Here is a 13685-nt window from a genome sequence, read left to right on the forward strand (position 1 = left end):
ATGAGTCTACAGGCTTACGCGCAAAACGCGCACACTAAAACACCCACCCGTGTTGAACCGGACCGTGGCGGGCTGGATAACACCCCAGCATCCGCCAGCGACCGCGATTTGCTCCGCGCACATTTAGGCCGCGAGGTACTCCACGGGTCTGTTGGACGGGATTTTTCCAAGTCTTATATGCGCAATGCTGATGGTACGAACTCGCCGCGCATGTATCGCTTCGACACCGAAGCTCTAGGACGGTGCGAGTACGTCATGCTTACCAGCAAGCAGTACGCTGCCGTCCTGGTCGTTGACATTGACCAGATAGGAACAGCCGGCGGTGATCCTGCAGACTTAAACCCCTATGTCCGCGACGTGGTGCGCTCACTTATCTTGCACAACGTCGGCCCAGCGTGGGTAGGAATCAACCCGACTAATGGGAAAGCCCAGTTCATCTGGCTTATTGACCCTGTCTACGCTGACCGTGGCGGTAAATCAGCACAGATGAAGCTACTAGCAGCAACCACACGCGTACTAGGCGAGCTTTTAGACCACGACCCGCACTTTTCCCACCGCTTTAGCCGCAACCCGTTCTACACAGGTAAATCGCCTACGGCCTATCGTTGGTACAGGCAGCACAACAGGGTGATGCGTCTTGGAGACTTGGTAAAGCAGGTAAGGGACATGGCAGGACACGACCAGTTCAACCCCACCCCGCGCCAACAATTTTCCTCTGGCCGGGAACTTATCAACGCGGTGAAGTCTCGCCGCGAGGAAGCCCAAGCATTTAAAGCTCTTGCTCAGGACGTAGATGCGGAAATCGCCGATGGTCTTGACCAATACGATCCGGAGCTTATCGACGGGGTGCGCGTGCTGTGGATTACCTTAGGTAAAGCGGCACGTGACGAAACCGCCTTTAGGCATGCGCTCAAGGCCGGTCACCGTCTGCGTCAACAAGGCCAGCGTCTGACTGATGCGGCGATTATCGATGCTTACGAGCACGCCTATAACGTCGCTCAGACACACGGCGGGGCTGGCCGTGACAGTGAGATGCCGCCCATGCGCGACCGCCAAACCATGGCACGTCGCGTGCGTGGCTACGTCACCCAGTCCAAGAGTGGGGCCTACAGCGGCTCTAGCGCGCCAGGTAAAGCTACCAGCAGCGAACGCAAAGCACTAGCCACCATGGGCCGCAGGGGTGGCCAGAAAGCAGCACAGCGCTGGAAAACAGACCCTGACGGTAAATATGCGCAAGCACAGAGGTCGAAGCTCGAAAAGACACATCGTAAGAAGCGAGTGGAAGGTCAAACTACGCGCGCTCGTATACAAGCCTTAATCGGTGACTCCTATGTACAAACAGGGACTGTGTTGACGCGTAAGCAAATAATGGAGGAGACGGGGCTGTCTCGTGCGACGGTCACTCGACACCTTGCTGTGCTGCGTGAGCAAGGAATGGTTCCTGCGGAGTAAAAAGGGGCTCACACCGTAAGCAATATACGGTTCCCCTGCCGCTAGGCAGTTAGATAAAACCTCACGTGAAGAAACCTCTCCTAGTTTCTTGGTTTTGATACCGGCAGGAGCTTTCTGGCGTTCAGTATCGTCACGGAGAATATTTATTTCCTGCGCTCGCAGGTGGTTACTCCCCCAGCGCTTCTCATGATGAGAAGTACTAGGGGAGTTTCCTTTATTGAGTATCTTCTCGCTTTTCTTTGAGACTGGTGGCTAAGTCTAGAAGTTTCTCCGGGTTATATGCGGGACGCTGTTGAGGAAGATTCCGTTGTGCCGTGCACACGAACTTAGTGAGTATTCTGGCGTCGGGGAGCAGCAGGGAAGAGGCAGGCAGCTCCGCCAGTATTGCCTGCAGGTGTTTAGCTGCATTGTTGGTGGCGTCTAGCGCGTACTCGTAGTCTCTATCTTCGCCGTGGCCCTTGATAAATAGGGCGCACAGGTGCGTGTCCTGGGCTTCATGAACAATGTCCGCCATTTCCCGCCTCTCCTAGTTATGCTGCTTTCCAAGTTCTTTTTAATTAGGATAAAAGCATGGCCGATGCAGAAGAATTCATATCTAAATTGAAAGAAATTGGTTTGAACGAGGCGGAAAAATTCGTCCTTGTAGAAGAGGCTTCTGTCGATCCATTAATTTTCTTGAGTTTTCCGGAATGAAGATTACAGCTCGGAAAAGCGGGGATGACGTAATCCTCAACGGAACGACCTATTCGGTAGGGCATAGGGCCTCTATCGAGGGTCCATTTCGCGCTCAGGAAACTAAAACCTTCTCTCTCAATGGGTCGCTTGGCTTTACTGAAGTATTTGATTCTTTGGTCGAACAACTTCTTGAGAAAGACTCGCAGGTTCCAGCACAAACCAGTAACGATAAGCCGGTAGATAGAAATCTGTGGGAAACCCGTATTGAACGCGGCCGTCGGTTTGGTCAAAAATTGTTTGGCTAGAAACGAGTTCAACCCGTTAGAACCTTCAGATTCTTTTTACGCGGCTCTGAAGGTTCCTGTTTACGTTCGTAAAATTTGCCGCGCTACTAGCCCCCCCCGGGGGGCAGGGTGCTCACTAAGGAATCTCACCAGGCAATTAGTCCCTGATTTCGATAGATACGGGACGCCCGAGCCTTTCGTTCTGCCGTAAGTCGATGGGCCGTATAGCTCGTATTCTTTGCGCTCCTCAGATTGTCGGATATTACCTATGACCCCTTCACTACCGGCCCAACTCCGGTGAGACATAACGAATTGGGAGGCATACGTGAAAGCAGCAGCTCCTTAGAAAATATTCATTCCCGCTCGCCAAGCTCACCTATCCTTGGAAAAGTTTCTGCTGACGGTCAATGTGATCCACAAATCATAACCATGGATAAAGAAAGAATACACCGCATATCTTGTATAAAGGGCAACCCGGTGACGCCTTAACTATCAAGTACATAAGCGGGAAAGAAGTTCTAAAGGAAGATAGTTTTGAACTATCTAGCACCACTACCAGCGTGCAAACTGGTGCAAGTATTTACAACGGAGACTCGGAACGCATTCAAATCGATGCCCACGGAACTGTAGGGACTGCAGGAGAATGTCACATTATTGTTGGATAGTTCTTCATATGGATATGAATGAATATAGTTTCATGTCCTAAAATCTACCCGCCTGAAGTCCCTCCCTATGAGGTTGTTTTGTTAGTCAAAGAATTTGTCCCGTAAACGAGTTTCATCGTGAGCGCCATAGGAATCTATATGGATGATTGTGTCAATCCGCCGGGCAAGCGCTTGTCGCCGCGATGCTGGCTCCCATAAATAGTAGCCCCACGGAGATTCATTAGAAACCATCACAACGTGCGTGTACGCAGCAGCCTTGTTCGCGTAGCGAGCCGGAAGACTCATAGGCCACACATCGAGGATATTTAGTACAAGGCTTAATGGCATCGAGCCATCGAATTCGTCGAGAATAAGAGTCTTTTCCCCTGCATAAGAATCAAACGGATGGAAATAGTCAGTGACTCGATAGAAATCATCGCCACCTATATCCACCGCTAGTGATGTTTTCCCGGTGCCAGGCGGACCATACAGCCACAGCACCTCAATTTCTCGGGGCGCTGAGTTCTGTGCTCGCTCTCGAGCAGCAACGAGCTTTTCAACGAACGAAGTCATACGAGCAGCTTCCGGAACTTGAAGAAATATTTCGTCCACGGAAAGGCCTTTTTCAAGGACCGCTTCGCGAACTATCTCGACATCTTTACGTCTTCCTCTTTCGTCACTGTGTTGAATCGTGCCGTGTTCTAGCCTTGGCTCTTCGGCTACACGAGTTGTTTCTTTGGTGACGTATTCGATGGCTTGTTGTATTGGACCGCGGCGGGGTTCTAGATGTGCCGTGGGCAGTTTATTTTTAAGCGTGGAAAACCTGATCGGCGAGGTGTTGCCGTCAATGAGTAGCTGCCAGTGGCGGTATCCATCCTCAGACCCCTCCTCTAGCTGACCTATATAGGAGTACGGCTCAAGAGCTTCCTCTATCTCCTCTCGATGCATTTTCTCTGCCGATACTGTGGCCATCCATGACCGGGACTGCGTAGTCTTGCTACAACGTTTGCTACGCATTGCTTCACCTGAATACCCTTTCTGAGCTGGGTTGATACATGCTACAGAGGTGCCGGGTAACACTACACCGGCACCTTTATTGCTGCCGCGGCGGCATTCGCCGCCTTGCCACGCAGAGAACGTACAGTTTGCGTGGAGCATTTAACTTTGACCGCCTATGCGGGTGACTTATGGGCTGCCTGTGCCCCTTTCGCTTTCGGTCGCTTACGTCTTCCGCTTCCGCGGCACTCGTCCTTTGGCGGCCTGGCCTGTGGCCAGCCGCGTCGTCTTCGCTTGCTGCAGCGTTCGACGTGCGCTCCCTACGAGCCCGGGGCACAGGAAGGCAATCGTCATCCGTTGTGGCGTTCGAAGACGTGCATCTCGCGCCACACGCCATCTCCGTCATCGACGACGATCCGCCGCGGTTTCAATCGGGACGGGTCGGGCTCTCCTGGATCCGGAAGCCTGCCCATCACCAGTTTTGCGTCGTCACCGGTGACTCGACCGCAGATGCGTACCGTCGCCAGGTCACGGACGGCCGTCGGAATCACGTCTGCGCTCATCCGCTGGGTCGCGAGAACGGTGATTACTCCTGCCGATCGTCCGCGCTGTACTAGATCGCGTACTATTCGCACCCGTTCTTTAGCATCATTCTTATCGGCCTTGTTTTCCGATGACGCATCAAAGATCTGCTGGCATTCGTCTAAGACAAGGACACGTAGTGGGAATCCTTGAGAGTCTTTCCAAAAATCAATATTGCGCGCAAAGCGTCTCGTCATCTCTTTTTGAGTCGCTCTAATGACTTCGGCAGATTCGCACAGAGGGGTGGTTTTCCCGTCAATTGTTACGACATCAGCATGCCCTTTAAGAGCATCTTGAAGCTGCTGCAGCAGTACCGTTTTACCCTCTCCTGGACGTGCACCGACAACTATTCCGGATATCTCGCGCAGAGAAAATCCGTCAGGAGACCCATCCTCGACGCTTACCCCAATAATAACCTTGCCTTCCTTAGGGACGTAGGAGGGGCAACCCTCTACGATGTCTCCGATTCGCTGTACTCCTCGTACCCAGACGTATCCCCCTTGCGTTTTTATGCGAACTGGAGTGTCAAGCTCAGCTCCGAGTTCCTCAGCGAGCCCCTCTCGTTGCCATCTGCCTGTTTCACCAGGGGAGATGCGAATACGTCCATCACGGCGAACGTTTTTGATGGTAAGTCCGAAGAGCTCGCTTAGACGATGTCGCCGTCGCTGTATTTTCCCAGCTAGAGGATTTTTTCTATACCACCACAGAGATGCCAGCCAAGGCACCGCTACCCACAAGACGATGGCTGTCATAGCGATTGCGATGGCCCAAGGAAGCCCCTCCATCACCTTTTCCTGGAGCCTCTCTACAGCCTCGTTCAGAGGTGCTAAGAGGTCTTCACTACTAGAGGAGCTCATGCGCGGTCTCCTCCACGCGTTCTATACCTGTGGCCTGCAGGAAAGTCGTGCTGTCGATAGCCCCGGCCATGAGCCCAGTAACGCGAACCTGGTCCCCTACAGAGATATTCGGTCGCTCCGGAGTCCAGATGGTGATCGGCTGACGCTTCACTTCTCGCTCTACGGATCCATCTGCGCCCTCCGTCTCACTCATAACGAGTGTGACCTGCACTTTCCAGGCCCTGCAGCCAGGAAAGGAGGGGCTTGTCTTTGGCATGCCATCCCGCTCCTCGGGGTGGTCTGGTACGGCGCGTACGCGGACGCTCTCGAGCGCCTGGTAGACAGGCGTCAGATAGGGTGGAACAATGAGATCGGACATTATGCTCGTATCCTTTCTACGTGTAAAAGGGTGTGTCCAATCCTTTCGGGTCAGCCGGCAAGCACGCCCGAAAGGATTTTTTCTTACCTGGCTGAGGCTACGCATCAGCTCACCCCACACGCAACCCCATGACTTGACAAATAGGTTTTTTGTATGCATAGGCGTACGTCAAGGCGTATTTTCCCAGCTCAGAGCGCCTTTTAGGTGTGGTCTGACCAGTAGTTTCTCCGTAGGCTCACGAAAAGTGGTCTTTTAAACCGGGGGTACCAATACACTCCCCAAAATGGGGGTGAAGTTAGAAAAGGGTCCCTTAGGAACACCGCCGACGCACTTTATCTCGCGATGACTAGAGAAGCCCCCTACACAGCCACCCTTTGCGAGATGTATAAGTACTGTCCGATAACGGATATTATGTTGGACTTCTCTATTTCCCCAAGGGGAAAACCATCCCTACAACGCCTCAGCCACTGGCTCGGGAATAAAGCCCCTCAGTCCAATCCTTCTCCTATAAGTTGGGTACACGCTGGCGATCCTGATTTGTTTTTCCGCCACATACCCAATTGAAGTTTGGGCATACTTGAGACATGACTTCCCCAGTAAGAGAAATTCTTAGCTACACCCTCCGGCGAGAAGGTGAAGAAGATGTCTATTTTCAATACTCCTCCCCATCCGTTTTCGGAGAACAGGAAATATCCGCTTGCACTGAGCCAAAGATAGGGAAAAAACTTGAGTGGGCTTATATCGCCTGGGGTGAAAAAGGAGATACACGCGGCCCGGGCCCCAGGCTCAGCATAAACGTCACAAACGGAAATGGAGACGACAGCCGCATTCAAAGAAAAGGACTAGGAACCGCACTATACGTTTTGGCATGCATAAAAGCAGGTAAACGACTAAAAAGTCACCCCGACCAACAACGATCAAATGACGGTAAGGAACTAGCAAAAGCGATGGATCAGATTGACATTGAAGGAATCCTTCGCGGAGATATCTCCCCCGAGATCGTTGGCCTGCATGCCTATTAATTCCTTCCAACATGGTTACGCTCCAGAATTCTCAATCTAAGGAACAACTGGCCCATATTCCATCAGTACTATCAGCGAAACGGTGGAAGATTACGGCAAAGAATGGAACCTGCTTCTACTGAGAGATGGCCAGGCGCTCTATGTGGACGGGCGGGGACACAAAGCTCATCTAACTCAAATTGCCCCGATAGAGTACACCCTAAGTGAACGTTTCTGAAGTACAACTTCTCCCTGTTCGCTAGGGTGGGTTCATGAGTAATGAAACAGAACCGTCACTACCTCTAGATATTTCCGAACAGCCAGAGGCTGTTGCGGGGCAGAAAATTGGTTACGCGCGTGTTAGTTCTAAAGACCAGAATCTCGACCGGCAGTTGGCGGCGCTGAAGAAGGAAAAAGTCTTCCGCATCTTCACCGATACCGTCAGTGGTTCGTCTACCCAGCGCCCCGGCTTAGATGGGGCGTTGAATTATCTGCGTGCGGGGGATCAACTCATTGTGGTGAGCATGGACAGGCTTGCCCGCTCGCTTATCGACCTCTACCGACTGGTTGATGAACTCACCGAACGTGGAGTATCCGTGAAGTTCCTCAAAGAAGGACAGACCTATTCGTTAGATTCCAGTCCGGTAGCCAAGCTCATGCTTGGCCTACTCGGGTCTGTGGCGGAGTTCGAGCGCTCGATTATCCGCGAGCGCCAGGCCGAAGGTATTGCCAAGGCGAAAGCCCGCGGTGTTTATAAGGGGCGTGCGAAAGTCCTCGACGAGGAACAAGTAGCGCAGGCGCGCGAGTGGGTGGGGGAGGGGATTCCGAAAGCGGAGGTTGCTCGCCGCCTCGGCATTGGGCGCACTACGCTGTATAAGTACCTCAACCAGTAAGGTCTGACGCACCCTGCTATGCCGGTAGGGCAAGGAGTTGTCGGGGTGGGTTGCTAGTGTTTGAGATGGTTCACAATCACCCCGGCCTTATCGGGGGTGTGTGGCTTCCTCGTCGGTGCGCGGTTGGTCCGCGCGTGTACGTGGGCTGTTTCCGTGCGTCTTGTTAGGCGAGGGAACGACCCTACGACGTAAGGGAGGTAGACGATGGGTAGACACTCATTGGATACGCCCGGTCGCAAAAGAAAAGACCTTGACGCCACGAAGCTTAGCTGGCTCGATGTGGCAATCAAGGTCATAACACTTGCGACCGTAACAGTGAAGCTCATTGCAGTGATGCTTCACGTGGGTCTTTAAGGCCCGAGGGTCTCAACGAGTAGCCGCTCGTTGGGGCCCTTTTTATTGTGCAGACGCAATTCTAAGATGAACTGTGCTGTCACTTTTAGGCTAATGCGCGCGCTACAGTTTCGCAATACTCCCACACTGGGCACCCACTGTCTCTTCTCCTGCTTAGGTATTCATTCCTGCCATAAATGACTTTTCATGACGTCAGTTGGCTGCGTTCTCTGTCCCTAGGGTGTGTTAGCGTTATCCCCCGTAAGATCCTGATGCCCGAAACGCACAGTCTCAGTAGGAAGTCTGAGCGATAGCACTAACCAGTGCTATCCGTCGCTTTAGCTCTTGTTCTCATGAGAGCTAAGGAATCCGGCGTCGTCAGGTCCGCTTTAGCGTACCTGGAGACAACTTTGCCTGCTCAATTCACACTTTTCCACGATGGTCAATTTTGGTGCGGAGTCTACGAGACTTCCAGCAACAACCAGCTCCGCGCCGTCCGAGTAGTTTTCGGTCCAGAACCTAATAATGCCGAACTCTATGAGTGGTTACTCGTCAACGGTTCTTCCCTAGTCAAACGTGCTCATCGCTCCGTGCCTATACCTGGCGCTATTGAAGCGCCACAGCGAGGAAATCCCAAACGCCTGCAGCGGAAAGTCAATAAGGAGCAACGCAAGATCTCAGGGGTGTCCTCGAAAGCCCAAGAAGCAACAAAGTTAAATTTCGAATTAGCTAACGCAAACAAGAAGAAAGCTTCGCGGATCGCTCGGCGCGAAGAAGCACAACGGAAATTTCAGATCCGTGCCGCTAAAAAGAAGGCCAAACATAAAGGCAAGTAGTCGAAGGCGTTAAAGCGAAGTTGCCATACAGTTCGAGCAAAGCTGTGTAGTCGTGAGCCAACTTATGCGCACGTACGATCCCCGCTATATGTCTGCAAGGACAAAGGGGGCCCTAGCCTAGTGAGGGACGCGTCAACTCGAAAGAATTTATGCCGTTTGAACTTGGCGTTTTCCTCGTGGCGTATGAATATGAACATGCACTTTAGAGGTGGATAAAACTTGGGGATAAGGGGTAATTGGGGGGGGGGGGATTAATTAGAATATCTTTACTGCGGGCTGTGCATACCATAAGCGGATAAGTTAAGGTAAAGCTGTTTCAAGCATAGGTAAAAGCCATCCAACACTTAGAGCTTGAGGCAGACGCATAAAGACGAGGCCGATTTTGGCGTGCTTAACTTTCGAAAGGAAAAGTACTGTGAAGAAGAAAATTGCAGCAGGGCTAGTTACTGCCTTGGCGGTTTCTATGTCCGCTGTTCCAGCGAACGCGGAGGGACACTTTGAAACCAGTGTTAACGGGGTTCGCGATAGCTACAGGACTCGTGGCTGGACCGATCGAAACATTGATGGTTACAACACGGAGATTACAGCAGCTACCTGCTCAAATGCTACACCAGGATCTCCTGGAAAAGTTGAGATGACCCTGCGCCGAGAGCTTTCTAAGAGGCCGGACCCCGACCTAGGATCGCGTTCGTTCAATAGGTGCTATGGGGGATGGGACCGAGGCGGGTGGGGGCGCCAGGCTGCAGGAAATTATCATGCTGATATCCATACATTCAAGTGGAACCACTTGACCATCAAGTGGATGAAATTTGTATGGTAGCGACCATCCAGGTTAATGCACTAAGGGTACGGCGTTCAAATAAGACAATTCTGGATATACCGCAGCTGGTGATAGATGAACGCCCCACGCTTCTACTCGGGGCTAATGGTGCTGGGAAATCAACGCTTTTTTCTGCTCTTGCATCAGATTCTTCTCCTAAGGACGGAACAGTACTGAGGAAAGGATCTATATCTATAGTGGAGCAGAAATTTGCCCCTATTACCGGTTTCACCTCTAGTGAGTACTGCGCTTATGTTGCTTGGTTGTTCGGACGAGATAAAAAGACTGCAAAGAAAGAAAGCTTAGATTGGCTAGATTTTGTAGATTTGTCAAGAGTGTCTAGTCAACGGTGCGAAAGTCTTAGCGGCGGAGAACGCTCTAGGCTAGCGATTGCCACTGCGTTGAACTCTGGGGCGGAAACATTACTGCTTGATGAACCTAGTGCGGCACTTGATCCACTCAACAAAGAGCATGTCACTGAGGTATACCAACGGATTGTGGATAGAGGGCATAACCTAGTTGTCTCAACGCATGATGCCGGCGAACTACAGAGACCTTTCGAGCGTGTCCTTGTTCTTGATAAGGGGAAGCTACATTTCGATGGTTCACGGCAAGATTTTGTACAGCTAGCTACAGAGTCGGGAAATACCCCAGCGCATATTCTCTCACGATCTCTTGTACGGAGAGGAAACTACAGTGATTCCTAATTTCGGCGTTAAACACTGGCTTCGTCGTCCATCATTATGGATTTGCCTTATTGGGATAATCCTTAGCGCAGTTCCTATTTCGGAATTAGGAAAGACGCCATACTATGAGTCGAATGCTGCTCAATCTACACTGGTGTTCTTCGTAATTGCTCCTGCGGTTTCTGCCGCAATGGCATGGGAAGCATCACGTTTTCGTCCTCTAGTGCAGATGGGGAGAAAATCTGTAGTTCGTATTTATGTGAACCGAATGTTTGCATGGTCGCTGCTTTTTCCCCTTGGCTATGTATTGGCAAGCCTTTCACAAAGTACTGATTCTGTACTGTTTGGTTCTTCAGTTTTTGGGGTTATGCTGGCTTATTCCTCCATCGTCGGCATCTGTTGGACGTTAATCGGAAGTGCACTTGGTTTTTCGTTTAAACCACTGATATCAGTGTCTGTATCAGCTGCGCTTGCATATACGTGGTATGCGGTAGTTCCAGCCACTTCTCCTGGAGCCTTAAGACATATAACTGGTGATTTTTTAGCGTGCTGTTCTTTTGATGCAACGCTAGATGTGAAAGCAATTGGGACAGCAATTGCAGGGATTATCGGAGCTACGCTGACCATAGTCTCGGCTGCGGCACTGTTTAGGCACCGTAGTAAAATGTATACGTTAGCTTTCCTTTTAGGGCTTCTCTGTCTTATCGGTTCTTTTGCTTGGGCGCAGCAACTCACAGAGTTTGGACTTGCACAAAGAGATTCTCGTCAGGTTGTTTGCTCTTCTAATGTATGCGCATGGCCTGAAATTCCTAGCGAAAATATATTACTTAATATCCAAGCGAGGGATGCTTTCTCTAAAATAGCACCTACTGAGTGGAGAGATTTTTCAGAACGTCCTGTGATGTGGGGAGATTTTTCGGAAGAGCATTTGAGTTTAAGCGGCCAATCCACGGTAGAGGGGATAGTTGGAGAGTTTGTGGATCAAGCTGGATCTGCAGAACTGATTCGTTCAGACGCTAAAGTCTGCGGAATTCCGGCGAAAGATTTGGGAATTACGCTTAGTGGTCTTCCTTGGGAGCCTAATCGACAAGTCAACGTTGGAGACGTTGTTCAACGTATCGAGCAGACTGTGTGCAGAGTTAGCAATTAGCTTATGACATCATACGCATTCTTGTACTGCCGTGGGCATAGGCTAATTACTGTCTTAATTATGGTGCTGTTTATTGGCTTTGTTCTTTCTTCTGCTGAGGGGTGGTTGCTAAATATCCCGTGGCTCGATGATACTGCTGGGGCAAACGTTGGCACTTTATGTTCGTTTTCTTATGCTGCATTGCCAGTGATTTTTTTCAGAAATCAGATTTCCAGGTTAGAGGCTCAAGTTTCACGGAATTGGCTGCTTATTGACGGTATAGTTCTCGTGACTTTATGGATTATTCCTTGGATATTTTCCCTTTGTGGCATAGGAAGCACTAGATTTGCTTATGTATCTACTGTTCTTACAGGTTTGACGCTTCTTATAGGTAGATATGTGAGTGTGGATACACTTGCTTTGTCGCTTGTAGCACAGCTTGTTTTACAAACTGCTCTTTGGCCATCATTGTCTGATACGAATTGGAAACTCCTTCTTTTCGCTCTAGAGGTTCCGCCAGGCCGTATTCCATTACTATTAAGCGTGGTTTCGTTTTTCGTGAGTGTTGTTTCTTTGCGTAAATTCAAGCGCTCTGCGTTTTAGCTAACAGTAGAGCGTGTCAATTCTTTGTGTGTGGGACAGGCTACTACCGTTTGGTTGATATATCGTTTCCAGCTAGTAATTTGGACTTCTTTCTCGAATCAGCTGGCTGTGTCTGAAGTACTTTCCCTATTTAGCCCGCCTAGAAGGTCGTTTGTTTTTAATTGAGCATAAAGTATTGAAAACGAGTTTTACCGCATCATGCTCGCCGGTCTGTCTGTAGAACATGACGATAAAGAGAACTAAAAGACTTAACTGCCAGCGCGTTTAGAGTTTACAGTAAACTGTACAACTGTAGACCTGTAAAGCAGTATTTACTGAAATCTGTAAACTGGTAGGCGCAATGACGTATCCACCTAGGAGAAGCCATGATCATTACCGCCATTAACGCCAAAGGTGGCGTTGGCAAGACCACTACAACGATGTTTCTCGCCACGGTTTTCGCCCACCGAGGAAAGACCGTGACTGTCACAGACTTAGACCGACAGGGCTCAGCTCTAGAATGGTCTGAACGTGCGGAAGACGGAGGCGACCCTTTACCGTTTGAGGTCGAACTGTCTATCCCTAAGCGCGTTGATAGGCAAGCGGCACTCGTCGGAGACGATGAGTTCATGTTCATTGATGTCCCACCAGGAGACGAGAACGCTATTGAAGCAGCAATCGCTGTCAGCGACTTCATCATTCTTCCAACCCGTTCTGCTGCCGCCGACCTCTCCCGCGTGTGGGAACTGCGCGACGCAGTCAGCGGAACACCACATGCAGTCCTGCTGACGTTCGCCAGGAAGGGAACCAGCGCCCTTGATGCTGCACGAGAAGCACTCGACGCAGAACAAATGCCCCACTTTAAAACCGAAATCCCGCTACGCGAGGACATGCACTTAGCCTTCGGCTACTGCCCAGGCCCAGACATGCACGGTTATGAACAGATCGCAGACGAACTCATGGAGATGATGAAATGAGCACCAGCAAAGAGCGCGCCAGGGCACAGCAAGGCCCGCGAACCTCGTCAAAGAAAACCACAAAGCCGACCCCGGCAGCGGAGAAGAAAACAGTACGAGGTGCATTCCACCAACCCACCGGCCGCGACTACGTCAAGAAGATGACCGTCGAAATTGACCGCGAACTTCACGCAGAACTCAAAATCATCGCCGCGCAAAAAGGCGTGACCATCCGCGAGATTGTCAGCAACTACCTCGAAGAATACGTCCGTAACAACAAATAAAGGTTTACAGAAATACATCTTTACAGCACCTGTATTTCTGTAAACCCACCCGTTCTAGATAAACCATCCCACTGCTGTGAGGGTAAATCAGAGCACGAGAAAATGGGGAGGTAGATCTGCGTAGACGAAAAGCAGTTACGCATGGCAAGACATGCGTAACTGCAGGTAAAGATGCATTCTTCGCGTGTCATGACTACTAAATGACACTGGTGTCATTTAGAGTCGGTGGGAGACAGTGAAAAACGAAGAAAGCCACCGGGCGGCAACCCAGTGACTTTCGCTTATCACCCAGAACACCCCTGGGAGAAAGCACAGCC

15 protein-coding genes are annotated in these 13685 nt (G+C 50.8%); 11 read left to right on the plus strand and 4 right to left on the minus strand.

Annotated elements, in window-relative coordinates:
- The first annotated feature begins 255 nt into the window (after positions 1-255).
- Positions 256-1452 (plus strand): replication initiation protein, encoded by a 1197-nt coding sequence (locus ACLI1O_RS12135; protein ID WP_411707091.1) that lies wholly within the window; start codon positions 256-258, stop codon positions 1450-1452.
- A 214-nt stretch (positions 1453-1666) separates the two neighbouring features.
- Here ACLI1O_RS12135 and ACLI1O_RS12140 read toward each other — a convergent pair whose 3' ends face one another.
- On the minus strand, positions 1667-1966 hold the full coding sequence (locus tag ACLI1O_RS12140) for a hypothetical protein (RefSeq protein ID WP_284623477.1): 300 nt from the start codon (positions 1964-1966) through the stop codon (positions 1667-1669).
- A gap of 56 nt (positions 1967-2022) precedes the next feature.
- Here ACLI1O_RS12140 and ACLI1O_RS12145 point away from each other — a divergent pair, with 56 nt between their 5' ends.
- Together ACLI1O_RS12145 and ACLI1O_RS12150 are read left to right on the plus strand one after the other, a co-directional pair.
- Positions 2023-2145 carry a hypothetical protein gene (locus ACLI1O_RS12145; protein WP_411707084.1) on the plus strand — a complete coding sequence of 41 codons (123 nt, stop codon included), beginning with the start codon at positions 2023-2025 and terminating at the stop codon, positions 2143-2145.
- Positions 2142-2432: a hypothetical protein gene (locus tag ACLI1O_RS12150; RefSeq protein ID WP_411707085.1), complete on the plus strand. Its 291-nt coding sequence runs from the start codon at positions 2142-2144 to the stop codon at positions 2430-2432. The genes ACLI1O_RS12145 and ACLI1O_RS12150 overlap by 4 nt, the downstream gene beginning before the upstream one ends.
- A 725-nt stretch (positions 2433-3157) precedes the next feature.
- Here ACLI1O_RS12150 and ACLI1O_RS12155 read toward each other — a convergent pair.
- The 3 genes from ACLI1O_RS12155 to ACLI1O_RS12165 all read right to left on the minus strand — a co-directional run bounded on the left by ACLI1O_RS12155 (position 3158) and on the right by ACLI1O_RS12165 (position 5683).
- Entirely contained in the window at positions 3158-4213 is a 1056-nt protein-coding gene (locus tag ACLI1O_RS12155; RefSeq protein WP_411707086.1) for a hypothetical protein, read from the minus strand.
- 188 nt (positions 4214-4401) lie between these two features.
- Positions 4402-5490, minus strand: a complete 1089-nt coding sequence (locus ACLI1O_RS12160) for an AAA family ATPase (RefSeq protein WP_411707087.1) — start codon at positions 5488-5490, stop codon at positions 4402-4404.
- Positions 5477-5683 (minus strand): hypothetical protein, encoded by a 207-nt coding sequence (locus ACLI1O_RS12165; protein ID WP_411707088.1) that lies wholly within the window; start codon positions 5681-5683, stop codon positions 5477-5479. Before ACLI1O_RS12165 ends, ACLI1O_RS12160 begins: the two co-directional genes overlap by 14 nt.
- A 749-nt stretch (positions 5684-6432) precedes the next feature.
- Here ACLI1O_RS12165 and ACLI1O_RS12170 point away from each other — a divergent pair.
- The 8 genes from ACLI1O_RS12170 to ACLI1O_RS12205 all read left to right on the plus strand — a co-directional run bounded on the left by ACLI1O_RS12170 (position 6433) and on the right by ACLI1O_RS12205 (position 13368).
- Positions 6433-6870, plus strand: coding sequence for a hypothetical protein (locus tag ACLI1O_RS12170; RefSeq protein ID WP_411707089.1), 438 nt, complete (start codon positions 6433-6435; stop codon positions 6868-6870).
- Between the two features lie 251 nt (positions 6871-7121).
- Positions 7122-7742 (plus strand): recombinase family protein, encoded by a 621-nt coding sequence (locus ACLI1O_RS12175; protein ID WP_284623468.1) that lies wholly within the window; start codon positions 7122-7124, stop codon positions 7740-7742.
- 686 nt (positions 7743-8428) lie between these two features.
- Positions 8429-8911: a YjdF family protein gene (locus ACLI1O_RS12180; protein WP_284623483.1), complete on the plus strand. Its 483-nt coding sequence runs from the start codon at positions 8429-8431 to the stop codon at positions 8909-8911.
- Positions 8912-9724: 813 nt separating this feature from the next.
- Positions 9725-10438: an ATP-binding cassette domain-containing protein gene (locus ACLI1O_RS12185; protein WP_411707090.1), complete on the plus strand. Its 714-nt coding sequence runs from the start codon at positions 9725-9727 to the stop codon at positions 10436-10438.
- A complete protein-coding gene (locus ACLI1O_RS12190; protein WP_411707083.1) occupies positions 10428-11567 on the plus strand; it encodes a hypothetical protein in 1140 nt (379 codons plus the stop codon). The genes ACLI1O_RS12185 and ACLI1O_RS12190 overlap by 11 nt, the downstream gene beginning before the upstream one ends.
- A 60-nt stretch (positions 11568-11627) precedes the next feature.
- Positions 11628-12149 carry a hypothetical protein gene (locus ACLI1O_RS12195; RefSeq protein WP_284623480.1) on the plus strand — a complete coding sequence of 174 codons (522 nt, stop codon included), beginning with the start codon at positions 11628-11630 and terminating at the stop codon, positions 12147-12149.
- A gap of 365 nt (positions 12150-12514) precedes the next feature.
- A complete protein-coding gene (locus tag ACLI1O_RS12200) occupies positions 12515-13105 on the plus strand; it encodes a ParA family protein (RefSeq protein ID WP_257159630.1) in 591 nt (196 codons plus the stop codon).
- The gene (locus ACLI1O_RS12205; protein WP_284623479.1) at positions 13102-13368 is read left to right on the plus strand and encodes a hypothetical protein; all 267 of its coding nucleotides are present in this window, start codon (positions 13102-13104) and stop codon (positions 13366-13368) included. Before ACLI1O_RS12200 ends, ACLI1O_RS12205 begins: the two co-directional genes overlap by 4 nt.
- Positions 13369-13685: the final 317 nt, after the last annotated feature.

This window comes from Corynebacterium sp. LaCa78 (genome assembly GCF_046717505.1).
GTDB lineage: Bacteria > Actinomycetota > Actinomycetes > Mycobacteriales > Mycobacteriaceae > Corynebacterium.